General features: G+C 60.9%; 23 protein-coding genes. 11 read left to right on the top strand and 12 right to left on the bottom strand.

Annotated elements, in window-relative coordinates; genetic code table 11:
• Positions 1 to 87 precede the first annotated feature (87 nt).
• Positions 88 to 366 (top strand): metal-sensing transcriptional repressor, encoded by a 279-nt coding sequence (locus tag ACSQ3Y_RS33610; RefSeq protein ID WP_121420054.1) that lies wholly within the window; start codon positions 88 to 90, stop codon positions 364 to 366.
• Between the two features lie 79 nt (positions 367 to 445).
• Here the strand turns inward: ACSQ3Y_RS33610 and ACSQ3Y_RS33615 are convergent, their stop codons facing one another.
• The 4 genes from ACSQ3Y_RS33615 to ACSQ3Y_RS33630 all read right to left on the bottom strand — a co-directional run bounded on the left by ACSQ3Y_RS33615 (position 446) and on the right by ACSQ3Y_RS33630 (position 4,818).
• Positions 446 to 796 (bottom strand): DUF6488 family protein, encoded by a 351-nt coding sequence (locus ACSQ3Y_RS33615; protein WP_121420053.1) that lies wholly within the window; start codon positions 794 to 796, stop codon positions 446 to 448.
• A gap of 29 nt (positions 797 to 825) precedes the next feature.
• On the bottom strand, positions 826 to 1,614 hold the full coding sequence (locus ACSQ3Y_RS33620; RefSeq protein ID WP_436180379.1) for a HupE/UreJ family protein: 789 nt from the start codon (positions 1,612 to 1,614) through the stop codon (positions 826 to 828).
• A 648-nt stretch (positions 1,615 to 2,262) separates the two neighbouring features.
• A complete protein-coding gene (locus tag ACSQ3Y_RS33625) occupies positions 2,263 to 3,342 on the bottom strand; it encodes a hypothetical protein (RefSeq protein ID WP_436180380.1) in 1,080 nt (359 codons plus the stop codon).
• A 450-nt stretch (positions 3,343 to 3,792) separates the two neighbouring features.
• Positions 3,793 to 4,818 carry a DNA-binding protein gene (locus ACSQ3Y_RS33630; protein WP_436180381.1) on the bottom strand — a complete coding sequence of 342 codons (1,026 nt, stop codon included), beginning with the start codon at positions 4,816 to 4,818 and terminating at the stop codon, positions 3,793 to 3,795.
• Between the two features lie 397 nt (positions 4,819 to 5,215).
• Here ACSQ3Y_RS33630 and iteA point away from each other — a divergent pair, with 397 nt between their 5' ends.
• Entirely contained in the window at positions 5,216 to 6,373 is a 1,158-nt protein-coding gene (gene iteA, locus ACSQ3Y_RS33635; RefSeq protein WP_409956373.1) for an anti-phage ATPase IteA, read from the top strand.
• Positions 6,345 to 8,597: a S8 family anti-phage peptidase IteS gene (iteS, locus tag ACSQ3Y_RS33640; RefSeq protein WP_436180382.1), complete on the top strand. Its 2,253-nt coding sequence runs from the start codon at positions 6,345 to 6,347 to the stop codon at positions 8,595 to 8,597. The genes iteA and iteS overlap by 29 nt, the downstream gene beginning before the upstream one ends.
• Before the next feature lie 90 nt (positions 8,598 to 8,687).
• Here iteS and ACSQ3Y_RS33645 read toward each other — a convergent pair whose 3' ends face one another.
• Positions 8,688 to 9,164: a MerR family transcriptional regulator gene (locus tag ACSQ3Y_RS33645; RefSeq protein ID WP_409956371.1), complete on the bottom strand. Its 477-nt coding sequence runs from the start codon at positions 9,162 to 9,164 to the stop codon at positions 8,688 to 8,690.
• 75 nt (positions 9,165 to 9,239) lie between these two features.
• Between ACSQ3Y_RS33645 and ACSQ3Y_RS33650 the strand changes: the two genes are divergently transcribed.
• The 6 genes from ACSQ3Y_RS33650 (at position 9,240) to ACSQ3Y_RS33675 (ending at position 14,725) form a co-directional block, all read left to right on the top strand.
• Entirely contained in the window at positions 9,240 to 9,575 is a 336-nt protein-coding gene (locus tag ACSQ3Y_RS33650) for a hypothetical protein (protein WP_409956370.1), read from the top strand.
• Positions 9,572 to 9,943 carry a hypothetical protein gene (locus tag ACSQ3Y_RS33655; protein WP_409956369.1) on the top strand — a complete coding sequence of 124 codons (372 nt, stop codon included), beginning with the start codon at positions 9,572 to 9,574 and terminating at the stop codon, positions 9,941 to 9,943. Before ACSQ3Y_RS33650 ends, ACSQ3Y_RS33655 begins: the two co-directional genes overlap by 4 nt.
• Before the next feature lie 13 nt (positions 9,944 to 9,956).
• Positions 9,957 to 12,113: a protein-disulfide reductase DsbD family protein gene (locus ACSQ3Y_RS33660; protein WP_436180383.1), complete on the top strand. Its 2,157-nt coding sequence runs from the start codon at positions 9,957 to 9,959 to the stop codon at positions 12,111 to 12,113.
• The gene (locus tag ACSQ3Y_RS33665; RefSeq protein ID WP_409956367.1) at positions 12,110 to 12,757 is read left to right on the top strand and encodes a thioredoxin family protein; all 648 of its coding nucleotides are present in this window, start codon (positions 12,110 to 12,112) and stop codon (positions 12,755 to 12,757) included. Before ACSQ3Y_RS33660 ends, ACSQ3Y_RS33665 begins: the two co-directional genes overlap by 4 nt.
• 139 nt (positions 12,758 to 12,896) lie before the next feature.
• Entirely contained in the window at positions 12,897 to 13,919 is a 1,023-nt protein-coding gene (locus ACSQ3Y_RS33670) for an arsenic resistance protein (RefSeq protein ID WP_409956366.1), read from the top strand.
• Between the two features lie 278 nt (positions 13,920 to 14,197).
• Complete coding sequence (locus tag ACSQ3Y_RS33675) at positions 14,198 to 14,725, top strand: DUF4148 domain-containing protein (protein ID WP_409956365.1); 528 nt, start codon at positions 14,198 to 14,200, stop codon at positions 14,723 to 14,725.
• A 568-nt stretch (positions 14,726 to 15,293) separates the two neighbouring features.
• On the opposite strand, the gene ACSQ3Y_RS33680 is transcribed toward ACSQ3Y_RS33675, so the two are convergent.
• The 7 genes from ACSQ3Y_RS33680 to ACSQ3Y_RS33710 all read right to left on the bottom strand — a co-directional run bounded on the left by ACSQ3Y_RS33680 (position 15,294) and on the right by ACSQ3Y_RS33710 (position 24,233).
• Entirely contained in the window at positions 15,294 to 16,226 is a 933-nt protein-coding gene (locus tag ACSQ3Y_RS33680) for a cation diffusion facilitator family transporter (RefSeq protein WP_436180384.1), read from the bottom strand.
• Positions 16,227 to 16,698: 472 nt separating this feature from the next.
• Positions 16,699 to 17,079: a hypothetical protein gene (locus ACSQ3Y_RS33685; RefSeq protein ID WP_179684647.1), complete on the bottom strand. Its 381-nt coding sequence runs from the start codon at positions 17,077 to 17,079 to the stop codon at positions 16,699 to 16,701.
• Between the two features lie 60 nt (positions 17,080 to 17,139).
• Complete coding sequence (locus ACSQ3Y_RS33690) at positions 17,140 to 20,325, bottom strand: CusA/CzcA family heavy metal efflux RND transporter (protein WP_179684646.1); 3,186 nt, start codon at positions 20,323 to 20,325, stop codon at positions 17,140 to 17,142.
• A 15-nt stretch (positions 20,326 to 20,340) separates the two neighbouring features.
• On the bottom strand, positions 20,341 to 21,951 hold the full coding sequence (locus ACSQ3Y_RS33695; protein WP_179684645.1) for an efflux RND transporter periplasmic adaptor subunit: 1,611 nt from the start codon (positions 21,949 to 21,951) through the stop codon (positions 20,341 to 20,343).
• Between the two features lie 2 nt (positions 21,952 to 21,953).
• Positions 21,954 to 23,306, bottom strand: a complete 1,353-nt coding sequence (locus ACSQ3Y_RS33700; RefSeq protein WP_179684644.1) for a TolC family protein — start codon at positions 23,304 to 23,306, stop codon at positions 21,954 to 21,956.
• Between the two features lie 154 nt (positions 23,307 to 23,460).
• On the bottom strand, positions 23,461 to 23,817 hold the full coding sequence (gene czcI / locus ACSQ3Y_RS33705; RefSeq protein WP_436180385.1) for a cation efflux protein, CzcI family: 357 nt from the start codon (positions 23,815 to 23,817) through the stop codon (positions 23,461 to 23,463).
• A 77-nt stretch (positions 23,818 to 23,894) separates the two neighbouring features.
• Positions 23,895 to 24,233: a DUF4148 domain-containing protein gene (locus ACSQ3Y_RS33710; RefSeq protein WP_179684642.1), complete on the bottom strand. Its 339-nt coding sequence runs from the start codon at positions 24,231 to 24,233 to the stop codon at positions 23,895 to 23,897.
• Between the two features lie 157 nt (positions 24,234 to 24,390).
• Between ACSQ3Y_RS33710 and ACSQ3Y_RS33715 the strand changes: the two genes are divergently transcribed.
• Positions 24,391 to 25,077 carry a heavy metal response regulator transcription factor gene (locus tag ACSQ3Y_RS33715; protein ID WP_179684641.1) on the top strand — a complete coding sequence of 229 codons (687 nt, stop codon included), beginning with the start codon at positions 24,391 to 24,393 and terminating at the stop codon, positions 25,075 to 25,077.
• Positions 25,074 to 26,411: a heavy metal sensor histidine kinase gene (locus ACSQ3Y_RS33720; RefSeq protein WP_179684640.1), complete on the top strand. Its 1,338-nt coding sequence runs from the start codon at positions 25,074 to 25,076 to the stop codon at positions 26,409 to 26,411. The genes ACSQ3Y_RS33715 and ACSQ3Y_RS33720 overlap by 4 nt, the downstream gene beginning before the upstream one ends.
• The last annotated feature ends 2 nt before the right edge of the window (positions 26,412 to 26,413 follow it).

A 26,413-nucleotide genomic window follows, 5' to 3' on the forward strand; every position in this document is an offset into this window, starting at 1 on the left:
GGGGAAGTCGTTGGCTACTAATCCTCCAGCGAATCGTTGGAATGGAGCAAAATTGACCGTATCGTATCCTAGGGGATAGGATATGGCATGACAGAGAAACACCTACATGCCAGTCATCCCGACGTGGTCAAGCGATTGAAGCGGGCCAACGGCCACTTGGCGAATGTCATCGCCATGATCGAGAGCCACCGGCCGTGCAACGAAATCGCCCAGCAGCTGCATGCGGTGGAACGCGCGATCAGCGCCGCCAAGAAGGTGGTGATCCATGACCATCTCGACAACTGCCTGGACCAAGTCGTGGGCGCAAGCGCAGCTTCCGCGCGGGCATCGATAGCCGAATTCAAGGACTTGACCAAGTACCTTTGATCCCGCGAGAACGCCTGGAAGGTTTCCGTCCAGGCATCCCGTGGGCGGGCCCCGCATCTGCTGCAGGGGCGGCCATGCATTACTGGCCAGTGAAGTTCGACGCTATGAAGTTGCCTGCCGGCGTGAAGAACATGTAGAGCGTTGCCTTGCTCTTGTCCTGTTCAGCGGGGTTGCTGAACGTCACACGCCATTCCTTGCCCTTCTTTCCGTCGACCATCTCGACCTTGTCGTGTTTCACGGCCTGCCACGGCTTGTTCAGCTTGCCGCTGCCTACCAGCGCATCCCTGCGCTGATTGGCGCATCCCACCACAACCGTGTCGGTGGTGGGCTTGTTGCCATGGAAGTGGCAGCTGCCCCCCTCGGAGGCTAGCGCGGGGGTCGCAAAGGTGAAGCCGGAGACGATGGTTGCGGCGGCGATCAGATATTTCATGGTGATGTCCTTTCGGTTGGTAAAGCGGTTCAAAGGGTGTTGCGACTGTCATCAGTCGATTTCTGAATGTCCATGTCTTCATGGACGTGCTGATGCTCGGAGGCGGGGAAACGGAAACTGTCTGGATCGACGTCATGCTGGTAGCCGTGCAACTGCATGAAGAGCAGGTACACCCCGGCATAGAAAAGGCCCAGGTTGGCCATGTAGCTGAACCGCTTGAAGGACGGTCGGTGGCGCCACAGCGCAAGCAAGGCAACCATGGCGGTGAGAGCCGCGATCTGGCCCAGCTCTACTCCCAGGTTGAAGCTGAGGATGCGAAGCAGCATGGAGCCGCTGTCGTCGCCCAGCGGCAACTGCTGCAAGCGCGTTGACAGCCCGAAGCCATGCAGCAGGCCGAATCCGAACACTGCAGCAAGAAGGTTCGGCGACTTGATATCAAAGTGCTTCTGGAACCCGCCGTTGTTGTCGAACGCCTTGTACATCACGCTCAGCGCGATGATGGCGTCGATCAGGTAGTAGTTCCAGGTGATCTTGAAATACGTGGCGAAGATCAGCGTGATGCAGTGCCCAATCGTGAACACGGTGACGAATTTCGCTACGTCCTTGAAGGACGAGAGAAAAAACACCACCCCGAAGAGAAAGAGCAAGTGGTCGTAGCCCGTGAGCATGTGGCTTGCGCCAAGACCGATGTACTGAAGATAGCCACCGTCCAGCATGCGCTGTCGATCCTCCTCGGAGATGCCGTGCGCGACGGCCACCAGGGGAATCAGCAGGAGCAAGACTGGAGCGAGCCGCTTCAACCAGAGCGGTAGGTTCATGAAGTGCCTTCCAAAAATATGAGCGAACGAATGCCCGATGTCGCGCGTAGCCGCGACATTGAATAGGCCCCGGCGAACGCAAGCGGGCGCGCTGCGCCTGATGCCATTGGGCGAAAGAAGTCAGGGAGGGAATGGATGAACGCTCAGCGCCCCTTCAGGCGCAGCAGACGTTCATGCTCAGGCGAGCGCTGTGGGAGGGCGCAAAAGCCCGTCCAAAGAGGGAGGGATGTACCGCTGCAATATGAGCGCGGCAGGGCTTGCAGGGGGAAGGCTGGGAACCTTCAACGAGGCACTGGGCAACAAACAGGCCGGGGTGACCCCCGTGTCTGCGTGCTCGTGGCTGTCGAGCCCACCAGATGCCTCAACATGCGCTGAGAGATCCTCGTGGTGGTGGTGGTCGACATCCTGGGTATGGACCACCATGTGGGCCATCTGGTCAGCGCGTTGCGCTACTGCGAACGGCGTGGCCATGCCAACGGATTGCCACAACAAGGCAAATACCAGCAGCAAGGATCGCAAGCGGTTCGACATGCGAAGAATTGTAGGTCACAGCTCGGAGCGAGCGAGGGTTGTCATCGAGATCCAATGTCAAATTGTTGATTCCCGCGCAAACCTCCTGGGGGTCAGTGGATCAGTTCCGGGTGGAAATCAACAGGGAACGCTTCCGCTGAGTCCTTTGACTCCTCCCAATCGGTTGGCAGCTACTTCCAGGATCCGTGGATCATCGTTGTCCTTCAGCCGCTTGTATTGCGCAGGCGTCAAGCGAACATGTGCCGAACCTATGGTGTCGCGCGCTGGCTGTTCCGGTTGGGCTTTGATGCCAGCGTTCGCCAAAACCTCGGTAAGAGCCTGGCGGTTTGCCTTTGCATTATTCCTGCCTGCCGGCGGATTCCATCGAATCTTTGTGGTGTAGAAGAGCCCACCCCGGATCAAGATGGTGACTTCGACGGTCCCCTCTCGCTCGGCATCCTCCAACGCCCATGACGACCAAGTAGCGACGCGCGGATCCTTGTATCCCAGGGGGCGAAGGGACCGAACTGCAGGGTGGCTCTGCAGCGTTATCAGCGTTGCCAAGTCGATTTCGGCCAAGACCAACGCAGGATTCGATGGGCTTTTTCTGATCGAGTCGACGAAGCGACTGGGTTGGAGATCTGCCGCTTTTATCTGACCGATCAAACGCTCTGACTCCTCATCCAGCTCCTTGGACGGGAGGATCTTCGTGGTTGCGTCTGGCAGTATTTGATACTGCACTGTCGCGCTATTCAATACCACCTCAGCAGCCGCACTTCCATTCTGCTTGATGAGTTTTTTTAGCGCACTCAAACTGCCATCAAGGTCATGTGCGGTGCTACGTGTCTTTTCAGAGGTATCCCGCCGAAACGAGATGACGTTCGGACTGCTTTCCAAAATGGCCAGTCCTTCTGCTTTCAATGTCAAACCGAACTGCCCTGTGGGGCTGCTCCAAGAGCCTCCACGGTACATGTAGTCTCCCAGTTCCGCTTTGATGGAATCGGTTATAGTTTTGAGATCCCTGGACAGGACCGGATAGTCGTTCGCGGTGGCTGGGGGAAGCGCTGACTTTGAAGCCACAATGGCCACACGCACCGCTCCTTCCTCCATTGCGATCTTCTTCATCTCTGCGAGCTCGCTCGGGTCCACATTCGAGGCGTTGACGGATATGCAGGCTGTAGCCTGCGCGAGCAGAACGACCCATTGGTTCAATTTCATGGGATCTCCCTTGAAATAATGACGCTCTCATCAGCCGCAGCGTGCGGGGGGCGAAGCAGCAGCGCACTTTGCTCCGAAGGGGCTGAGCAAGCAAGGAATTCTTTGCGACGCGACTGGGAGTCGTCCGGCAATCGCACTGACCAGGCGCGTACTTCACTGGCCGTCCGGGGCCTCCTGGAGACTCTTCCTGCGCACGGGGTTGGATGGCGCGTCTGGACTTGACTGCCAGGGTGCAATGTGTTCGCTTACCCTTCAGTTCCCGGTGCTGGATGCAGAAAAATCCACTTTGCTTTCCTCCTGAAATTCACTATGGTTTCGCCCGGCGGGGCGAACCGCAAGTGAGTTCTTTCCGTCGCTGTCGCCACAGCTCTGATCCCAGATCGAAGGCCGTCGCGTTGGCGTCCAAACATGGGCGTGATAGCTAACATGGGCGTGTTTACGGGTTACGCATCATGTTTTTTTGGCGATGAGCGGCTCCGGCTTCGCCTGAAGAGCGTCCAGGCGGCGCATCAGTTCCGCTGTCAGCTGCTGGCGTGCCGAATCCGCCGCAGCGGTCGCGGCGAGCAGCCGCTCCAGCTCCAAGTTCCGCTGGGTGGCCTGCTGAAGATCGGTGTGCAAGCGGGCAAGGTCCTGCTCCCGGCCCTGAGCCTTGGCGGACATTTCCTCCAACTGCTGGGACATGCCCGCGAAGCCCTCGGCAGCCTGCTGTGCAGCCAGCGACTGCGCCTGTAGCTGCTGAAGCTGCGACTTGAGCTGCGCCTGTTCGCGCGCGAGCGCCTGGTTCTGCTGGTGGTCGTTGCGCATCTGCTGCTGGTTGGCCGAAACGGCCGCATTGGCCTTGGTCAGTTCCGTCTGCAGGTACTGCAGCTGGTGCTCGTGCTGGCGTAGCTCGCGCTCGCGCTGCTCCTTGGACGCTTCGCGGAAGTGCTCCAGCGCCTCCCTGGCGTGGGAGTGCTTTTCTTCCAGGGACTGGCTGTGTGCTTGGGCACTCGCAGGCCGGGTCTGCAGCTGAGTCGTTTGCTCGACCAGTTGGGCCTGCTCGATCGCCTTGGCGGCCAACTGCCTGCCGGCGTGCTCGAGAGATTCGCGTTCCCTGGCCAACTCAAGCTGGGTTTGTTCCAGCTGCCGCCTGGCCGCGGCCGTTTCGCTCTTGGAGGCCTCCAGGCTGGCCTTGTACTGCGCCTCCTTGGCGTTGAACTCCTCCATCAGTGCAACGACCCGTGCGTTGGCATCGAGCTCCAACCTTGCGGACAGGCGGCCGACCAGTTCGGCAAGCTCGTCGCTGATGCTGATTTTGGGTGCCGTGGCGGTGGCTTCCTCGTCTTCGATTTCCTTGAGGTACCTGTGGATGGTCACCTTGGAGCCGGTGTTGCCCAGCTCGACCCGCACCGCATCGATGGACGGGTACTTGCCTTGGCTGATCAGCCTATCCCTGGCTCGCAACACCTCAGACTTGTAGATCCCCGCTCTGGCCATGGCTTCCTCCGATTTTTTCGTACTGTATTACATACCATGATATTACATACCATTCATTGCGAGAAAAACGGGAAAATTTCTAGAAAACTCGGAGCAGTTAATAAGGGTTTATCTGTTGTGATGCCAGAAAAAGCCCGGCAAACCCCCAACCACGGCATGTAATGCGCTGGGAGGGGGTGTTTTAGTGGGAGTGACGTCCGCCTCATCGGCTGGCGGTACGGCGAGAAGGCGCAAGGCCAGCGTACCAGCATTCAAAACAGCGCTCAGAGTGCTTTCCAAGATGCGCAGAGGCGTATCGCCCCAGTCTTCATGCGCGCAACTTGGGCCAAAAATCGAATCAAAATGACCAGAAGTCGACTCAATTTTGCACTAAACTGGATCATTAACGATACAGCCTGTGGAACACCTTTCCGAAGTCCTCAAGATCCTCGACGGCGCTCTTAAATCCAACCAGAGCATGGCGGCCAATTACGCGGGCCTTCTGGCAGATAAGCTCGAGCGCGATGGTAGCCGTCGTGAAGCCTCTGCAATTCGCGAGCGGCTCGCGCGTGTGCCCGCGGCGCTTGCGTCGGCGCAGCTCGGGACGCATGTTGCACCTCTTGGAACCCTTCCGGTGGACGGGGACAGTCGGTTGAATACCGTGGACGTGAGTCGTCCTGCACCGGGTTCTGTGCAACTGCTATTGCCCAGCGGGCTGCAAGCAAGGCTGCAAGACTTCTTGTCCTCGATCCAGCACCGCGACAAGCTTTTGGCCGCTGGCGTCTCTCAGCCCAATCGCTTGGTCATGCACGGTCCACCGGGGACAGGCAAGACGCAAACGGCGCGGTGGATCGCTGGCCAATTGCAGCTTCCACTGCTGACCGTCAGATGTGACACTCTGATCAGCAGCTTGCTGGGCCAGACCAGCCGCAACCTGCGGCGCGTTTTCGATTACGCTCAGGAGGTCCCATGCGTCTTGTTTCTCGATGAGTTCGATGCTCTGGCCACCGCCCGCGGCAACGAACGCGATGTCGGTGAACTGCAGCGCGTGGTGATAGCACTGCTGCAGAACATCGATGCCTTGCCGGATGAGACGATTCTGCTGGCTGCGACGAACCATGACCAGTTGGTGGATTACGCCATCTGGCGGCGGTTCACCTACCGCCTAGCCATGCCTTTGCCGGATCAAGAACTGCGTGAGCAACTGTGGGCCCAGTTCCTGGGTGCCTACGCCCCATCGCCAATGAATCTCTCGGACTTGGCTCAGCGATCCGAAGGGCTTTCCGGCGCTGCGATTGAGCAAGTGTGCCTGGATGCCAAGCGCACTGCCATCTTGTCTGCCAAACCGAAAGTCGAGGAAACTGAGGTTTTCCGCCGCCTTGGGCTGACAGTCGCAATGAACAACGGGCAGAGGCTGCACAGCTTGCAGTCCGAGATCCAATGGCTGCGCCACTGGCATCCCAAATTCTTTTCTCAGAGGGTATTGGCCGCTGCATACGGGGTGTCGCAGCGACAGATCAGAAACGCGATCGAGGAGGAGAACATCTATGGCAACCGAGGAGATGAGAGCGCGTAGCGCGCGCAGCAACAATCCGTTCCATCGGATTCCCTTTCAACGCGCGGACCTGTCCGCACCAGAAAATGGTGGCGGGGGCATCAAGGAACTAGTGCCTGTGACGCCGCAGTACAGGGCGGCGCTGATCGAAACACTGGTGACGGCAGCCACTGCATTGCATCCCGAGATTGCGCTTTACCCAAACTCACCGGGAGTGTTGGTTTTCAAGCTGCGTGACACTGCCATCGCCAAGTCGCACCGGCCCAACACACTCGTGGCAGAAGCTGAGCTTCAACCTGCCGGAGTTGGGCGCATCGAAGAGATGCTGGTGGCAGCCAACGCTGCAAGCCTCGACACTCTCTCTGTGGTCATCCTCAGTAGAAATACACAGCAGATCCGGGCCAATCTGTCTGCCATCGAGAAAATCCAAGCTTGGGACAAGAGCCGGCGTCTACTAGCACCAGTGCCCGAACTGCGCAGGCGCGGTAGAGCGTTACTCAGCCTTTTCCGATACCACGCTCCGGATGCTACCGCCTGCAATGTCGATGCCCTGCGCGCCGTGTTTCAGAAGTTCAAAATTGCTGCTACTCCGATCCCGCAGCGCTGGGGGCCACCAGTATTTTTGGTTGACCTGGGGACGATCAAAGATGAGGCTCTGGAAGCTCTGAGCATGTTTCCAGGTCTTCGCTCGATTTTTCCGGAGCCGAGGGTGCAGTCCACAGCTGCTATACCAGGCTTCGTGCCGGGACCATTCTTGCCGCCGCTTCCCGGAGACGTCCTTCCCATCGTTGGCGTATTCGATACAGGCACTGCGGCGAGCGCGACCAGCTTGCGGCCATGGATTTCTTCCTCGGACCCATACGTTCTACCGCCCGAAACCGATCATGTGCATGGAACGGCAGTTGCCTCCCTCGTGGCTGGCGCCAAACTGCTGAATGATGGTCACATCTTGCTTCCCCCAACGCGGTGCAGAGTTCACGACACCTGCGGCCTTGAGGCGGCAGGAGGCAATGTCACAGATTTGATCATTCGCCTCTCCGATGCCGTGGGCAAGGCGCCCCATGTGAAGATTTGGAACCTGTCCCTTGGCGCCGGCCAAATCGGGGATCAGGACTTCAGCTACTTCGCACAGCAATTGGACGCGCTGAGCGACCAACACAAAGTGCTTTTTGTCGTCGCTGCGGGCAACTACGTTGGCTTGCCACGTCGAGGATGGCCGGTCTCTGACCCAAACCTCCAGGATCGCCTGAGCAGTCCTGGAGATTCTGTACGCGCCCTGACAGTCGGGGCCGTTGCTCACCTGGATTCGCCCGGAGCCGTAGTGGCTGCAGGGCATCCCGCACCGTATTCCCGGAGAGGGCCAGGTCCCGTTTTTACGCCCAAGCCAGACTTGGTGCACGCGGGTGGAGGCGTGCACTCAGAATGGAATGTGGGACCCAGCAGCCTGCAGATGCTCAACCCCACGGATGCGCTATATGGGAGCTTTGGCACGAGCTTCGCAACCCCTATCGTAAGTTCGGTTGCCGGGCATGTCTGGCAAAGCCTCGACGGGCGCCCAGATCTCGCCGTTGCGCCCCACATGGTCAAGGCGCTCCTGGTCCACGCAGCGCGGCTGGCCTCCCCGGACTATGGAGCACAGGAAAGGCGCTACTACGGCTCTGGCATCCCCAAGGATGCGCTCTCGGCGCTGTATGACAGCGATGATTGCTTCACGATGATGTTCGAGGCCTTGGTCGTGCCGGGTTTCAAATGGCGCAAGGCTCCATATCCCATTCCAGCGTCTCTGTTGCACAACGGCAAACTGCGGGCCGAAGTGATCATCACGGCCGCCTATTCGCCGCCACTCGATCCCAGTGCCGGTGCCGAGTACGTGCGCGCCAACGCGAATGTCAGCTTTGGCGTGCTAAATGGCAACAGGATTGCCGGAAAGGTGCCGATGGAGGGTGAGGCGGGAACCACAGGTTATGAAGCTGCGCAGATCGAGCATGGCGGCAAGTGGTCCCCTGTCAAGCTGCACCGAAAGAGGTTCCCAAACGGAGTCGCAGGAGACCAATGGGCAATCCAGGTGGATGCACTGTTGCGTGCCAACGAACCGCCTCTGGCAGAGCCACTGAACGTCGCGTTGATCGTGAGCTTGCGATCACTGGATGGGAATGCTCAGGTCCATGCGGACGGCGTGCGCTCGCTGGTAAGTTCTAACTGGGTGCGGCAGCAGCTGCCGGTGCGTGTCCCAGTTCATGTGTGACCGAGCGAGAGTAGATGAGGAAAAAAATCAATCCTACGCTTCGGTACGAATCACCCTGACGATCAGGACTCAAGGTAGCCCGTCCGTTACTCACCCGCAACAGCGGTTTGGTATGGGCGCTGCGGACTTCTCCACCAGGTCGGCGTCGCTGAGACGCAAGTCCTGAAGAATGTTGCACTTGGGCGCTGGGCCTCCAACGCATTCCTCAGTGCACGCCGTCACGAACTTGCTCAGGCTGCGCTCCAGTGCCTGCAGGTCGACCAGCTTAGCCCGCACGGAGTCGAGGTGGACCTGGGCCACTTCGCGTGCTTCCACGCAGTCCCTGTCAGCGCTGGAGGCCAGGGACACCAGCGTCTTCGTGTCGTCCACGGAGAACCCGAAGTCACGGCAGTGACGGATCAGCGTTAGCAGCTCCTGCGCATCCGCGCCGTATACCCGGTGCCCGCTCGGCCGGCGCACTGCCTCAGGAATCAGGCCGACCTCCTCGTAATAGCGGATCGCTGAAACGTTCAGCCCGGTGCGCTCGGCCAGCGCTCCGATGGTCAGTTGGGCGGCAGGGTTATTCATCGAAGGTCCTTGCATCTCAAGCTACTTGAGGTTCTAGAGTCAGTCTATCCGAACTGCTCTTTGCAAGGAATCCCGATGAAAAAACCCCTTCTCACCACCATCGGCCTGGCCGGCGCTTGCGCAGCATGCTGCGCCGTGCCGCTTCTCGTCCCCATCATCTCTGGTTTGTCGGTGGCCGGACTGGTTGGGCTGGACTGGAACCGGCTTGCGGCCAGCCAAGAGTATCTGGCCATCGTGCTTGGAGTCGCTGTTGCATTGGCGGTGGCCCTGGGACTTTGGCTGGCCCGGCGCCGGCGCACGGCAAGCGCTTGTGCGGCTCCCATTACGCCCAACGGTGGTGAGTCGCAGCTCGCATCCTCCTGTGGATGCAGCGGGCCTTCCAAGTCCGCTTCGAACGGGAGGGCGCTGTGAGTTCTACCACGACAGCCCAGGCCGGTGCGGTCTGCAGCCTCGATGCCGATGGCCTCTCCAGCAGGCTCATTCGCATTGCGTTCCTGGCACAGCGCTATCTGAGGTCCGACCGCCAGGAGGGCCGCACTTTGCACCTGACTTACGCCAAGGAAGCGGGTCCCGAACTACGGAGCATCCTGGAGCTCGAGCGCCAGTGCTGCCCGTTTCTGGTTTTCGATCTGAAGGAGGAAGACGCTGCGATCAAGCTGGCCATCTTGGCCCCCGACACAGACGGCTTCACAGCATCGCTCTACGACCACTTCCGCGGCACTGCCATCTCCAAACCCTCGCGAGGCTGCGCCGGCAGCGGGTGCGGTTGTGCTGCGTAGGATCTTCGCAGTCATGTCCACATTTCGACACCTACTGCTCTGGCTTCTCCTGCTTGTCGGTGTGCCCGTGACCGCTGCGCCGGGAGCCACCGTATCCACGCCCCAGGTGCGCGCGCAGTTGGTGGTGCATGCGCCCCAAGGGCTCGGTGCGGGGAAGACGGCCTGGCTCGGTCTCGTGATCAGGCACGAGCCGGACTGGCACACCTACTGGAAGAACTCGGGCGACTCCGGCCTGCCCACCCAGCTCACCTGGCAATTGCCTGCAGGTGCTACGGCGGGCGAGATCCAGTGGCCTACGCCCAAACGCATGGTCGTCGGGTCGCTGGCCAACTATGGCTACGAAGGCACGGTACTGCTGCCCGTGCCGCTCACCATGTCCGAGGGATTCTCTGGGCAGGCGCTACGGGTGAAGCTCCAGGCGGACTGGCTGGTGTGCAAACAGGAGTGCATCCCACAAACGTGCGAGTTCGAGCTGATCGTGCCTGCGAATGCGGCATCCACATCCGATGCCGCGCTGTTCGAAAGAGCATTCGCGGCCCAGCCGAAAGCGCTGGCTGGCGTGGACGCGCAGGGAGCCATTGATGGCGAAATGCTGGCCGTCACCCTGCGTGGATTGCCATCCGCATGGACCGGTGATGCCTTTGAGTTCTTCCCAGAGGATCCTGCTGTCGTGGAGCCTGCGGGAACCATCTCAGCGTCCCGGCGAGGACATGATCTGGTGCTTCGCATGCCTCTGTCAGCGCAGCGCAGCGAAAGCCCTGCAGTCATGAAAGCGGTTCTGGCTCGCCCCGGAGACCATGCGGGTATTGCCCTCAACTTCGCTGTGTCGGGTTGGCCGGCACCGGGTGAGCAGGCAGTCGCCGCGAGCGTCGCCGCATCGCCGGAGCCAGGGCTCGCAGGGGGAACCGGGTTGTTGGTCGCACTGGCGTTGGCTTTCGGCGGGGGCCTGCTTCTGAACCTGATGCCCTGCGTGTTTCCAATCCTGTCGCTCAAGGTGCTTTCGTTTGCCCGGCATGCCGGCGACCGCAAGGCTCTGGTTGCCGGCGGCCTGGCCTATACCGCGGGTGTTGTCGCTTCCTTCGTAGGGTTGGCCGGCCTGCTGCTTGTACTCCGCGCGGGTGGAGAGGCCCTGGGCTGGGGTTTCCAGCTGCAGTCGCCACTGGTGGTAACGGTACTCGCCATCCTGTTCACGCTGATCGCTTTGAACCTGCTGGGAGTGTTCGAGTTTGGCTCCTTCATGCCCAGCGGTATCGCCACCATGCGTGCGCGCAGTCCCTTGCTGGACCATGGCCTGACCGGGGTGTTGGCTGTCGGTGTGGCTTCACCATGCACGGCGCCCTTCATGGGCGCGGCGCTGGGGGCAGCTCTCACCATGCCTTTGCCGCAGGCGCTCGCAATCTTCACATCACTGGGCCTGGGCATGGCGGCGCCGTACCTGCTGGCCAGCGCCTGGCCTGGGTTCTCCGATTTGCTACCCAGGCCAGGCGCATGGATGGGCCGGTTCAAGGTGCTCATGGCCTTCCCGATGTTCGCCACCGTCGTCTGGCTCGTCTGGGTACTAGCGCAGCAAATCGGTGTGGACGGTGCAGCTGCTGTGCTGGCGCTGCTGGTTGCCATCTCGTTTGGTGCGTGGACCTATGGCCTCTCCGGGGTCGGCCCCAAGAGTGGGCGGCGCTACAGACTGGCGGGTGGGTTGGTGGTTGCAACGGCGCTGGTATGGGCATGGCCGCTTATGGGCACAAAGCAAGATGTCGTCGCCGCTACCACCAGTACCTTGAAAGCACCACCCTCGGCATCCGCTTGGCAGACCTGGAGTCCGCAAGCCGTGGCCAACGCGCGGGCGGCGGGGCAGCCTGTCTTCGTGGACTTCACGGCCGCCTGGTGCGTGACCTGCCAGGTCAACAAGCGCACCACGCTCAACGATGCAGCGCTACAGGCCGAACTCGCAGCCAAGGGCGTGCGCCTCTTGCGCGCCGACTGGACCAACCGGGACCCGGTGATCACCCAGGAACTGGCTCGGCTGGGGCGCAGCGGGGTTCCTGTGTACGCGCTGTATGGCCCCGGGGCAGCGCAGGCCGACTTGCTCCCCGAGATCCTGACCATAGCCAAGGTGCGCGAGGCCATCGCCCACTGGCCCGCCGTTTCATCAACCTCCAAGGATTCCTTATGAAAAACCTGATTGCCACCGCCGCTGTTCTCACGGCGGTCTTCGCCACTCCCGTCACCCATGCACAGGCGGTCGTCGGGCAAGCCGCTCCTACCTTCCAGGCGACCGACGTGAACGGCAAGACCGTGCAGCTGTCCGACTACGCGGGCAAGCATGTCGTCCTCGAGTGGTTCAACCCGGGTTGCCCGTTCGTGCAGAAGCACTACAACAGCGGCAACATGGCCGCCACCCAGAAAGCGGCCGTATCCAAGGGGGTGGTCTGGATCTCCATCAACTCCGACGCGCGCGAACCAGGCGACAAGAAGGCGGCCGCCTCTTTCCCCTCCTGGCTTAAAGACAGGGGTGCATCACCCACAGCCGTGGTGCTCGATGGTGCAGGCACCATCGGCAAGGCCTACGGCGCTCGCGCAACGCCGCACATGTACGTGATCGACCCGCAGGGCAAGCTGGTCTACGCCGGAGCCATCGACAGCAAGCCCAGCACCAACCCCGAAGACATCAAGACGGCGACCAACTACGTGAGCCAGGCCCTGGACGAGTCACTGGCCGGCAAGCCCGTCAGCAAGCCCAAGTCCCAGGCCTACGGCTGCAGCATTCACTATGGGTTGGGTGACACCTTGAAGAACCTTTTCAAACCGGCTGGCTGACGCCATCCATGCAGGATCGGGGTTGCGCGTACGGGCATTGCACAAAGGCTTTGCCTGGCATTGCGATACTACGGCCGCTGCGCGAACGCCTGTCCTGCAGCAGACACCTTTGCCAAGCTTGACCCGAGAGCCATTGCGTATGCAGAACACCAGAGATGCCCTTGAGAGGCACCAGATTTCGATGTACTTCGTGGCCGTGGTCGTTGCCACGGTCGTCGCCTTGGTGATTCCCGGCACGGCAGTGCTCGAAGGTGCCATCAACCCGGCCCTCGCGCTGATGCTGTACGTCACCTTCCTGCAGGTCCCGGTCGCAGAGCTGCGGCATGCGTTTGGCCAGGTGCGGTTTCTTGGCGCACTGCTGGTCGCCAATTTCGTCGTCATCCCGCTGCTGGTCGCAGGGCTGATCCAGTTCCTGCCGGCCGATCCTATGCTTCGGCTGGGCGTGCTGCTGGTGCTGCTCACGCCGTGCATTGACTACGTGGTGACGTTTGCCCATCTGGGCAGAGCCGACTCTCGCCTGCTGCTGGCTGCGACACCCACCTTGCTCATCGCGCAGATGATTCTGCTGCCCGGGTACCTGGGCTTGTTCCTGGGTGAAGACGCTGCGCGCCTCGTCAATGCGGGTCCTTTCATCCACGCGTTCCTGTGGCTGATTGCTGTGCCGCTCGTGCTGGCCGCCCTGACCCAGGTGTGGGCAGCAAAGACCGAACGTGGGGCGCGCGCCTCGGCGCTTCTTGGTTTGCTGCCCGTCCCATCGACCGCGCTGGTGTTGTTCATCGTGATCGCGGCTGTCTTTCCGCAGCTGGGACCAGCGACCGGGTCTGCGCTTGCCGTTGTGCCTGTCTACGTCGCGTTTGCGATCCTGTCGCCGCTGATTGGCTGGTTGATAGCGCGGGCCTTCAAACTGGCCCCTGAACCCGGCCGCGCGGTGGCCTTCAGCGCCAGCACCCGCAACTCACTGGTGGTGCTGCCACTCGCATTGGCGGTGCCTGGTGCGATACCGATCCTGCCGGCGGTCATCGTCACGCAGACACTGGTGGAGTTGTTGGGCGAACTTGTCTACGTACGGCTGATACCAGCCTGGGGGCACAAGACTGCAGCTATCGAAACGACTGCCGCATCGCCAGCGCCACCAGAGCGCCGATCAAAGCCGGCACCGTGATGGCGGCCCCCAACCAGAAGTAGGCACCTGCGGACGCGGATGCCTTTTCCCCTCGCCTGGGCTGGCAGCAGCATGTCCATCCAAAGCCGAACTGAGGCTCGTCGGTGCGCGGCCTCTACTTTTGACTGCACTTAGACACCGTGCTGACAAAACTGTAATGCAGCGGTCAGCGCCGCGAGGGGGCCAGCTTTTTAGACTTGTCTCCGTGGTGCAGGAAAGATTGCATCTCCTGAATTCCCAACCGGGCTTCCCTCTAACCATTGACCTCAAGGACCATCATGAAACTCAAGACCACCATCATCATCCTCGCGCTGAGCGCAGCCCCTGCATTCGCCTTCGATGCAAACCATGGCGCCAAATCCAAGACCCGCGATGAAGTCAAAGCCGAACTCTCGCAAGCACTGCGCAGCGGCGACATCATGGCAGGCGGGGAAATCGGCGCCAAAGTCAGCGAGCTCAACTCCGGCCGCTATCAGTTGACGACCCCAGCACTGGGTAAGACCCGGGAACAGGTGCGGGCTGAACTGGAACAGGCCGTTCGTGCCGGCGACATGCTTGCCGCCGGCGAGTCCGGATCGAAGCTCAACGAACTGCAGCCCGAGTTGTATCCAGCCAAGGTGGCGCAGGCCGGCAAGACCCGTGAGCAGGTCAAAGAGGAGCTCGCACAGGCCATCCATACCGGCGACCTGATGGCCGCAGGCGAGGATGGTCGCAAACTCAACGAAATCTTCCCTGGCCAATACCACCCGCACCACGCTGGCTCGACGGCCGCGCATTCGGGCCACCGCAATGGCCAAGATCTCTGAACATCCGATTCAGAATCCCGCGAGTTGGCTTGGCGCTCATTCCACGCCCTGTTGGGGTGGGCGCCAGGGTCGTTCAAGGGTTGAGGGCCTGGTGCCGCCGGTAAGGTATGGAGTGCTTGCGCTGGACCCGCATCGGTACTGTCTCGACTGCCCAATTGAGCCGCATCGCTGTTCTAGCTTTTCTCACGCTTTACCAGGTCCGCTGAGCAATCCCAGACCTTGACGTAGACCGATTCTCCAGCAACCACGCTCACGTCTGCAGGGAGACGCGCAACGGTCCAGCGTGACCGACCCACCTCTCTCCACTGGACGATGGCAAAGCGCTCTGGCGCGCGCCCAAGCTGTGTGGGCATACATCGGCGCTTATTGAAAGCCAAGTCCTGCGCCGTGGCTTCAATCCTGCTGACCTTACCAACTCGCCAACCATCTGCCCATGGCAGGGAGCCCTCGTACACCGGCGTCGCGCAGCCAGCGACCAGCACGGTCACTACGCACGGCGCCAGCAAGCGCAACAGGCGTGCGCTGACCTCTGGCAAGCAGGAACTGGCGGTGGACATCCGCGCGGGGATCACACAGAAGCCCTCCAGTGATCCGCACCGGCATTCGACGCGTCGGCCACAGCCGTACCGCAGGCTTCAGTTTCCAATTGGATGGTGGTGTGGGTGATTTCGAACTGCTTTTCCAGCATCTGATTGATGGCCGCCAGCATGGCCTCTGGGTGTGCCGCGTCGGGGTTGTACACAATGTGTGCGCTCAGGCTTGTCTTGGCGCTGCTCACTGCCCAAACATGCAGTTCATGTACGGAAGACACCCCTGGCATATCCGCCAGTGCCTGCTTTAGCTGAGGCAGGTCGATGCCGTCGGGGACTCCTTCCAACAGGATGTTGAGCGTCTCCTTCAGAAGGATCCAGGTGCGTGGCAGCACCCACAGGCCGATAGCTACCGCAATGACGGTGTCCACCCAGTTCCATCCCGTGAACAGAATGACCAACGCTCCCACGATGACGCCAATCGAGCCGAGCAGGTCGCTCCACACTTCAAGATACGCGCCTTTGACGTTGAGGCTGGAATCCTTGCCAGAGGTTAGGAGGCGCATGCTCACGAGGTTGACGATCGTGCCGAGGACAGCGATCACCAGGACTCCCGTGGTTTGAACAGCAGGCGGGTTGCTCCAGCGTTGCCACGCCTCGTAGAGGATGTAGGCCGCGACGCCAAACAGGAGCAAAGCGTTGAACGCGGCAGCCAGGATCTCGAATCGGTGATAGCCGAAGGTGCGACGGTCGTCTACAGCCCGGCGGCCGACGCGAATGGCTGCCAGCGCAATGGCCAGAGCCGCCACGTCGGTGAACATGTGTGCGGCATCGGATAGCAGAGCCAGGCTATTGAGCATGACGCCGCCAATGACTTCGGCCAGCATGAAGCCGCCGGTGAGCATCAGCGCGTAGCGCAATGCCTTTTCGTTTCCCGCCGCCGGCAAAGCGTGATCGGAACCTTTACCCATGGTCTGTCTCCTGAGATTGAATCCGGTTGCTCCGTTGACTGGGCTTGTCCGCGGTCGCGTTCGGGCCCTTCGTGCTCAATGTCGGCGCCGGTTCTGCGGTTTTCCAGTAGTTCGGCATTTCAATCGGACTGCCTGCCGCTCCCTCAGTCGCTTGGCCAGGCGTCGGCTGTACTTGGTTCGAATTTCCATCGGGGGATGGCGTTTGAGCCACATGTGCCGCAGTCGCCAAAACACAAACACCGAGATCAACAAGCCGATCCAGATCCAGAACAGCTTGGCAAAGAGCCCGCCTTGAGCCGCTTGCATTGACATGGATCGCTCCTTTTGCCCCTCGGGATGGGAACATACAAGCGCCGAGGGGCGGTCCAAGCCCGCCACTACGGTGACGTCGCCTGGACGAGAATCGTTGACCGCAGACAGCTCTATCGCCCGCTCTGAGTGCTGGGGGGCAATGGTCCAGACAGCGTTCGTGTTACTTCAGCGTGAAGCGGACGGAAGCGACCGACTTGCCGGCCTTCGAGACAGCGACGACTGCTTTGGTACCGGCGGGGACTTTGAAGCTGCCCGTGGCTTCCAGCTTGCCATCACCGGCTTGGAGCTGGACATCCTGCTTGTCGCTGCCTGCCAGCAGAGTGACCTTGGCGGTCATTCCCGCCACTGCAACTGGCTTCCCGTGGTCGCGCATATAGAGCTGCAGCTTGTCGGCGCTGGCAACGAATTCGTACTCGACGTCCTTGGCTTCCGCAACGGCACCACCGTGCATCGGCTTTACGTCGTGGCCGTGGTTGTCGGCAGCGATGGACGCGCCCGAGATCGACACTGTGAGGGCGAGGATGAGATGGGAGAGCTTCATGACAGTTCCTTTGGGGTTGGAGAAAAGGGAAGGTCCCGCGATCAGCGGGACCGTCTACGGCTACACGGGCTTCGGTGCTTCAGGGTGAGAGGGCTCAGCGGACACGTCCTCAGCTTCTTCATCGGGCCTGTGGGCCAGCCGATAAAGAATCGGCAGCACGAGAAGCGTGAGCAGCGTGGATGAAAGAATTCCGCCAATCACCACGGTTGCCAGGGGACGCTGGACTTCAGCGCCGGTGCCTGTAGCGATGGCCATGGGAATGAAGCCCAGTGAGGCCACCAAGGCGGTCATCAGAACGGGCCGCAAACGGGTCAGAGCGCCTTCACGGATCGCCTCGTCAAGGCCCACACCGCCTTCTCTCAAGCTTCGGATGTAGGAAATCATCACCAGCCCGTTGAGAACGGCCACCCCCGACAGCGCAATAAATCCTACCGCCGCTGAGATAGACATCGGAATATCGCGAAGCCAAAGCGCCAAGATGCCGCCCGTCAGCGCGAATGGAATACCAGTGAAGACCAGCAATCCATCCTTGACGTTTCCGAACATCGCGAACAAAAGGACGAAGACCAGCAGCAAGGACACGGGCACGACGATCTGCAAGCGCTTCGTAGCCGATTGCAGGTTCTCGAAGGTTCCACCCCAGCTCGTCCAGTAGCCCGTAGGGATCTTGATTTGAGCGAGGCCTTGCTCGGCGTCAGCCACGAAAGATCCCACATCGCGTCCGCGCACGTTGGTGCTCACCACAATGCGCCGCTTTCCGTTCTCGCGGCTGACCTGGTTGGGCCCTGGTGCCAGATCGAACGAAGCAACCTCACCCAGCGGAATGAAGTTGGTCTTGCCCTCCGTGCCCGTTCCGGAGCGTGGGAGCGCAATGGGCAGCCGCTTCATTCCCTCCAGGTCGTTGCGCAGGGCTTCGGGCAGTCGAACCAGGATGTCGAATCGGCGGTCGCCCTCGAACATGGTGCCAGCCTCACGTCCGCCGATGGCCGTGGCCACGGTGTCCTGGATGTCGGCGACGTTCAGGCCATAGCGTGCGGCCTTCTGGCGGTCGATGTTGACCGTGAGCATCGGAAGGCCTGTTGTCTGCTCGACCTTCACCTCGGATGACCCCTGGATCTTCTGCAGCATGGCGGAAACCTCTTCGGCGGACTTGTTCAACACGTCCATGTCGTCACCGAAAATCTTCACCGCCACGTCGCTTCGCACACCCGAGATCAGCTCGTTGAAGCGCAACTGAATGGGCTGGGAGAACTCGTAGTTGTTGCCAGGAATTTTGCCAAGGACTTCCTGAATCGCGGCAAGCAACTCGTCTCGGGTCTTGCGAGGCTCAGGCCATTCATCCACCGGCTTGAGCATGATGTACCCGTCCGAAATGTTCGGCGGCATGGGGTCCGACGCAATTTCGGCAGTACCGGTTCTCGCAAAGATGCGCTCAATCTCCGGAAACTTCGCTTTCAGTGTCCGCTCGATCTGCTGCTGCATAGCCACCGACTGGGACAGGCTAGTGCCCGGAATGCGCAGCGCCTGGATGGCAAGGTCACCCTCATTGAGGTTGGGAACGAATTCGCTGCCCATGCGGGTGGCGATCAATCCGCACAAGACCACAGCGACTGCAGCGATGGTGAGAACGAGCGTTTTGGCGCCCATCACGCGATCGAGCAGCGGGGCGTACATGCGCTTGGCATAGCCAAGGAGAAAGTTCTCCTTCTCGCTGACCCGGTTGCCGATGAAAAGGGCAACCGCTGCCGGAATGAACGTCACCGACAAAATCATCGCGCCGAGCAGTGCGGCGACCACGGTGAATGCCATCGGGTGGAACATCTTTCCTTCAACACCCGTGAGCGCGAAGATGGGCAGGTACACCACCATGATGATCAGTTGCCCGAACAGCAAGGGGCGGCGCGATTCCTGGGACGCGAGGAACACCTCATGGAAGCGCTCTGCCCGGGTCAGCGGCCGCCCGTGATGCGCTTGCGCGTGGGCAAGACGCCGAACACAGTTTTCAACGATCACGACAGCACCGTCAATGATGATGCCGAAGTCCAGGGCCCCGAGGCTCATCAGGTTGGCACTCACCTTGTACTGGACCATGCCCGTGAACGTGAAGAGCATCGACAAGGGAATGACCATTGCGGTGATGATCGCTGCGCGGATGTTCCCCAGGAAAAGGAACAGGATCACGATCACGAGAACCGCGCCTTCGAGCAGGTTTTTCTTCACCGTGCCGATGGCCTTGTCGACGAGCACCGTGCGGTCATAGACCGTCACCGCATGCACACCCTCTGGAAGGCTCTTGTTGACCTCCACCATCTTCTTGTCTACCGCCTGGGAGACGGTCCGGCTGTTTTCTCCAATCAGCATGAACACGGTGCCGAGAACCACTTCCCGTCCGTTGTCCGTGGCAGCTCCGGTTCGAAGCTCCCGGCCAATTCCCACTTCGGCCACGTCCTTGACGCGCACGGGCACGCCGTTGGCGCTGCTGAGGATCACGTTGCCGATGTCCTCCAGGGATTTCACCTGGCCAGGCGCGCGGATGAGGTACTGCTCGCCGCGCTTTTCGATGTAGCCCGCGCCCACGTTGCCGTTGTTGCGATCCAGAGCGGTCACTACGTCCTGCAGCGTCACGCCCAGCGAAGCCAGGCGCTCGGGGATGGGCGCGATCTGGTATTCCTTGGCGAAGCCGCCGATGGAGTTGATTTCCGTCACGCCAGGAACGTTGCGCAGCTGCGGCTTGATGATCCAGTCCTGGATCTCGCGCAGGTCGGTCGGGGTGTAGGGTGAGCCGTCGGGCTTCTTCGCGCCGTCCTTGGTTTCGACGGTCCAAAGGTAGATTTCCCCCAGCCCGGTCGAGATGGGCCCCAGCGCTGGCGTGATGCCAGCCGGTAGTTTGTCCCGGGCCTCCTGGATACGCTCGTTGACGAGTTGGCGAGCGAAATAGATGTCGGTGCCGTCCTTGAAAATGACGGTGACCTGCGACAGTCCATACCGTGAAAGCGACCGCGTCTGATCCAGGTTCGGCAGGCCGGCCATGACCGTCTCAATCGGGTATGTGACCCGCTGCTCGGTCTCAAGGGGCGAGTACCCGGCCGCCTGCGTGTTGATCTGGACCTGGACGTTCGTGATGTCGGGCACGGCGTCAATAGGCAGCTTCTGGTAGCTGAAGACGCCGAAGGCCGCCATGGCGAAGGCCGCAAGCAGCACCAGCCATCGCTGCTCGATCGAGAATCGGATGAGTTTTTCAAACATGTATAGGCTCCAGGATCAGTGCGTGTGTTCGGCAGATCCCTTGCCGAGCTCAGACTTCACGACGAAGCTGCCAGTCGAGGCGTAAGGCATGCCGGCCTTGAGGCCCCCAAGGACCTCGATCCGCTTGCCATCGCTGCGGCCCAGCTTCACTGGCTGAGCAATAAACCCACCGTTGACCTTCAGGAAGACAACGGGCTTGTCTCCAAGGGTCTGTACCGCGTCAGCCGAAATCGTCACGGGTGCCGCTGTTTCTTCAGAAATAACCTCGACATTCACGAACAGGCCGGGGCGCCAGGCGCCTTTGGGGTTGTCCAGAACCACGCGGGCTTTGGCTGTACGGGTTTGCTCGCCGATCAGCGCGCCTACAAAAGCGACAGTCCCCGTGGCCGATGCGTCAAACGCTGTGGCCTTGATGGTGACTTTCTCGCCCACCCGCACCGACGGCAGATCCTTCGCTGGAAGGTTGATTTCCGCCCACACGGTGGAGAGGTCGGAGATGGTGAACACCGCAGCATCTTCCTTGACGGCTTCGCCCAGGCTCAGATGCTTCTCGATGACGATCCCGTCAAAGGGCGCACGCAGCTCGATGCGATTGAGACCGGAAGCGGACGAGGTGGACAGGCCCAGCGCACTCAGCTTTTGATTGGCGTTGGCCACAGCCACCTCTGCTTCGCTCAGGGCTTGCCTGGCCTGCAGGTAGTCCTGTTCGGCAGATACCTTCTGCTCCCACAGCTTCTTTTCTCGCTCGTAAGTCGTCTTGGCCAGCGCGAGGCGCTTGTGGGCCGTCTGCAGCTCGCTGCGTTGCTCCGAGGCAGTGGGGCTGGCAATGGCAGCCAGGACTTGTCCCTTCTTGACGACTTGGCCAAGGCTGGCACTGACGCTTTCCACCACACCGGCGAGCCGTGGAACCACATGCGAGGTGCGGTCTTCGTTGAGCTTGATTTCACCAGGCAGCAAGAGTGCCGTCTTGATGTTGGCGGCGGATGTCGTATCCACCGTAATCGAGGCAGCCTTGATCTGGGCGTCTGCCAATTCAACCTTGCCTTCTTCCTTGCTCATCACGAACATGAAGGGCTCGGTGGCCGTCTGCGCGATGATCTCGATCTCGAATGCATGGGGTTCGGGAACGATTTCCTTACTGACCAGGCTGTCTTTTTCCTGAACGAAAGTCAGCTTCTGCTTTTCGTCTGTCAGGCGGGTCACCGTTGCGGTGACCGTCGCGGCATTCAGCGGCAGCGCCTTGTCTTTGTCGAACAACCAGATGCGCAGCCGCGGCTCTCCACCGTCCTCGGACAGCAGCGCCTCCAGGCTGAAGTCGCCTTCCTTGAACACAGTGCCGCCGTGAGGGCCCTTGGCTTCGCTCTTTTCGTGGTGCTCGCCGTCCGCATGGCCCTTGTCATCGTCGTGGCCCTTTTCTCCTGCCTTGCCGTGGTGCTCACCGTCGCCGTGGCCCTTGGCTTCAGTGTGGCCGCCGTGCCCGTGGCCATCGCCTTCGGCAGCTGCCGCCTTGGGCTTTCCGCCGCCCTGCAAGATGAAGGCGCCGGCCCCGACCCCCAATGCGAGGACGACGGCAATGGCGATCAGGTGCTTTTTGCTGATGGTGGATTTGCTGGTGTTCATGGTCATTCTCAGTTCTGCGTTGCGATCAGGCGGGAAGCGGTAGTGCCGCCGAGCAAGCGGTCAACATCAGCCGCTGCGCGGTGCGCCTCGCCAAGTGCTTTGAGGTATTGGGCTTTGGCTGTGAAGTAGGTACGCTGCGCATCCAGCACCTCCAGGAAATTGAACTTGCCGTTTTCAAACCCAATGGTGGCTGCGTCATACGCCGACTTCGCCCCCGGAAGGACGTCCTGCTGCAGGGCCCGGATCTCCGATGCGATCGTTGCGAGTCGCTCCCGGGCCTGCGCTACTTCGCTGTGCAGGCGCACAGTGGCAACCTGCAATTCGTCGCGTGCCTTGTCCTCCAGCTTCAGTGCCTCCAGCAGATTGCCCTCGTTGCGGTCGAACACCGGCAAAGGCACGGAGACACCGAACAGAAGCACGTTTCGCTGCGTCTCGTTGCTGCGCTGCATGCCAACGCTGACGGTGACATCCGGCACTCGCTTGCTCTGCTCCAGGTCGGTCAGGGCCTTGCGCCGATCCACCTCGATCCGCGCCAGGACAACCGCTGGAGAAGAAGAAATCAGTGGCTGCAGATCGGCGAGCTGTGGCACCGCAGGGATGTTTTCTGCCTTGCCCTCCAGTGCCGTGAAAGGCGCCTCGATCTTTCCCAGGAGCGCGAACAGCCGCGACAAGGCATTGCGTTCTTCGCTGGCTGCCTGAGAGAGTTCAACCCGGATTCCCGCTTCCGCCACGCGGGCCTTTGACTCTTCGACGGGCGAGACTTTGCCTGCGGCTACGCGCTTGGCAACGGCGTCCGTTGACGACTTGGCCAGTGCCACGCTGTCCCGGGCAAGCGCCAGGCGTTCTTGTGCAGTCAGCACATCGAAATAGGCTGCAGCCACATTGGCTCGCACGGTCGCCTTCAATTCGTCGAGTTGGGCCTGCGCTTGCTCGCGCGATTTCTCGGCCGCCTTGGTGCGGGCCGCGCGCTTGCCGCCCAACTCCACGGGAAGGTTGAGTTGCCAGCTTTGGGTGCGCGTTTTCGAGCGCGCGTCCTCCAGCGAATAGGCAAGCTCGGGATTTGGGCGAGTGCGTCCTTGCAGAACTTGCCCCTCGGTGGACTCGAACTGGCGAGTCGCAGCAGCCACCTCTGGGTTTCCCTCCAGCGCCAGTTCAATGGCCCTGGCCAGCGACAGCGGCGCTACGGGTGCTGCAACGTCCGCAGGGGCATTCGAGCCGGCCACGGGTCGTTGTGCCATGCCTTGGGACAAGGCACCGGTGGACGTGGCGAGCAGTATGACTGCGGCAGCCGTTGCGAGCTTGATTTTCTTGCGGCCGCGCCATGCGTCCGGCTTTCCTTGAAAGCAAATACCCTTGAACATCCGATTCTCCAGTGATTTCAAAACACGAAGGATCAGCGGGGGGCAACCGTGCAGTTGCTGGCAACTCGTCATTCGTCACAGTCGCGGCATGCGCAACTGCATCCGCCCTTGGGGCGGACACGGACAACTGAGAGAAGGAGAGAGGCCCCGCCGATTAGGCGAGGACAGACCACCGGGGGCGGTCTGGGGGAGTGGGCGTTACACCAGCGATTCGTACATGGGGCTGGGCACCGACACTGCCATCGTGAGAGGCACCCCGGCTGGCATAAGGGAAATTGAGGGCGCCGATGCCGGCACCATGACAGACGGAGCAGTCGATATCAAAACCAGCGCTTTGATCGCCCTTGTCGGCTTGGTGGTCCGCCTTGTCAGCATCATGTTTGTGCTCATGATGTCCCACATGCTGCGCCTGCGCCGTCGTACTCTCATGCATGCAATAGGCAGCTACCGCAGACCAGCTGAACTGGAACGGTAGCAGTGCAAGCATAAAAACAGCTATCAAGCGGCGCATTTTTTGAAGTCTAGCATGCGTCCATGAAGTGACCGCGTGAGGATTGATGGCCGCTCTGGCGCAATTGTGTCGAAAAATCAGCCGCCCGCGCCGTGCAGTTCCTGCAGGCGCTGCTTGTCGGCGGCAGACATGTTCAGGTATTCCTGTTGCACCTGCTCACGGGTCTTTGCCGCTCCGGTCGCCTTGACGGGCACCGCACCACCGCGCGAAAGGATCGCCAAGGTCCCATCCTGGCGAGCCGTCGCGACCGACTGAATTACGTCGCCGCGCGACAACGAGCCCTGGACGTGGTCGGGATGGGTGGTGAAACCGACCTCACCTCCTGCGGGGTGGTACAGCGACGACGCCGATGCCAGGCCGGGAGCGGCAATGGCCAGGGCGATCAAGGAAAGTGCGAGAGGTTTGCGGATGATCATGGTGTTGTCCCTTGCTTGTGGTGAGCCTTCGGCGACCTGCCTGGGCTATGCCTTGCGACATGGGGTGAACTGTAGAAAACGGCCCCCGACAAGGCACCAACAGCCAGATGACAAATTCGTAATCTACGAAGGGCCTGCATTCTTCGAGAATGGCACCATGAAAATTCTGCTCATCGAAGACGAAGTCAAGCTGGCCGAGTACCTGCGCAAGGGCCTGGGTGAGGTCGGCTACGTGGTGGACGTGGCGCACAACGGGGTGGATGGCCTGCACATGGCGCTGGAAGGTGGGCACGATTTGCTGGTCTTGGACGCGATGCTCCCAGGGATCGACGGCTTCAGCCTTCTAACGGCCTTTCGCAAATCCAGGCAGACCCCAGTGCTGATGCTGACGGCCAGGGTCAGTGTGGAGGACCGCGTGCTGGGACTGCAAACTGGCGCCGATGATTACCTGGTCAAGCCCTTCGCCTTTTCCGAGTTGAGCGCCCGCATCCAGGTTCTGCTCAGGCGCACCCAAGGTGCGCGGGACGCGGCAGAGCCCACGCAACTGCGTCTGGCCGACCTGGAAGTCGACCTGGTGCGGCGCAAGGCGTCCCGAGGCGGTCAGCGCTTGGAGTTGACTGCCAAAGAGTTCCTGCTGTTGACCCTTTTTCTGAGAAGGAAGGGAGAAGTGCTGTCCCGCACAGAGATCGCCGAGCAGGTCTGGGACATGAACTTCGACAGCGATACCAACGTGGTGGAGGTCGCAATACGGCGCCTGCGCACCAAGATCGATGTGCCCTTTGATACTGCGCTGCTGCACACCATCCGCGGCATGGGCTACGTCATGGAAGAGCGCAACGGATGAAGGCGCTGATCCAACATCGCTCATTGCGCCAGCGGTTGTCGTGGTGGCTGGCACTGCAGAGCTTTGCCGGGCTCGGGCTGGTCTGCCTGGCCGTCTACCTGGTGACCGAATTCAACTTCCGAGACCGGCAAGAGGAAACGCTGGCGCAAAAAGAAACCGTCATTCGGCACTTGCTGCTGGATGGCAAGGAGCATGGGGATTCGGAAGACCTTGCTCACAAGCTCGATGACTTCCTAGTGGGGCACGGGGATCTGTCGCTCGAAGTAGCGCAAGCCGACGGGTTCGTTCTCTACGCCCATACCCGCAACCAGAATGCGAAGACGGTGTGGCGTCAACGGCAGTTCGAAGTGGCACAGACTGCGGGCCAGACTCCCTCGAAGCATTTGCGCGTCCAGCTGTCTCTGGACATCCAAAACGACAACCAGTTGCTTCACCGGCTTGCACTCACCTTGCTGGTGGCAGCCGTTGGTGGGGCCATCGTGGTTTCGCTGGGTGGATTCTCGCTGGTGAACCTGGGCCTGGCGCCCGTTCGAAGACTGGCCAGTCAGACGCGCGCAGTGTCGGCCGACAATTTGCACCAGCGGCTCGACGGCGCAGAGCAGCCACTTGAACTCGTGCCTCTGATCGACCAGTTCAACGCGCTCCTGGCCCGCATTGAGAAGGCCTACTCACAGATGGAGGGCTTCAATGCGGACGTGGCGCACGAGCTGTGCACGCCTTTGGCCACGCTCATTGCCAACAATGAACTGGCGCTGCGGCGCCCTGATCAGGCGGACATTCGCGAGGTGCTGGCGTCTAATCTGGAGGAACTGCATCGCCTGACCGGCATCGTCAATGACATGCTCTTCCTTTCCCAGGCGGATCGGGGAGTGGGAGCGCGTCGCGTATCCGTGGCGAGCCTTGCATCGATGGCTGCTGACGTACTGGACTACCACGAGGCCGCGCTAGCCGAGGCCGGTCTCACTGCGAAAGTCGTCGGCGATGCGCACGGCTCCTTCGACGTGCCGTTGTTGCGCCGGGCCTTGTCGAACTTGCTGGGAAACGCCACTCGCTACGCGAGCACTGGCTCAATCGTCCAGATCAACCTGAGAGCGGTTGACGAGGACCGCGCGCTGATCAGTGTCACCAACTACGGCGACACGATCGATCCCGAGATTCTTCCGCAGTTGTTTGACCGATTCTTCAGAGCGGATCCTGCTCGCAGCCATGCACAGAGCAACCATGGCCTGGGCCTGGCAATCGTGGGCGCGATTGCCCGCATGCACCAGGGCAAGCCCGTGGCCAGGTCAGAGAACGGAGTGACAAGTGTCGGGATAGAAATTCGCGCTCACTGATA

Origin of the sequence: Acidovorax sp. LjRoot66, assembly GCF_964253305.1 — a bacterium.
In the GTDB taxonomy this organism is placed as follows: domain Bacteria; phylum Pseudomonadota; class Gammaproteobacteria; order Burkholderiales; family Burkholderiaceae_C; genus Acidovorax.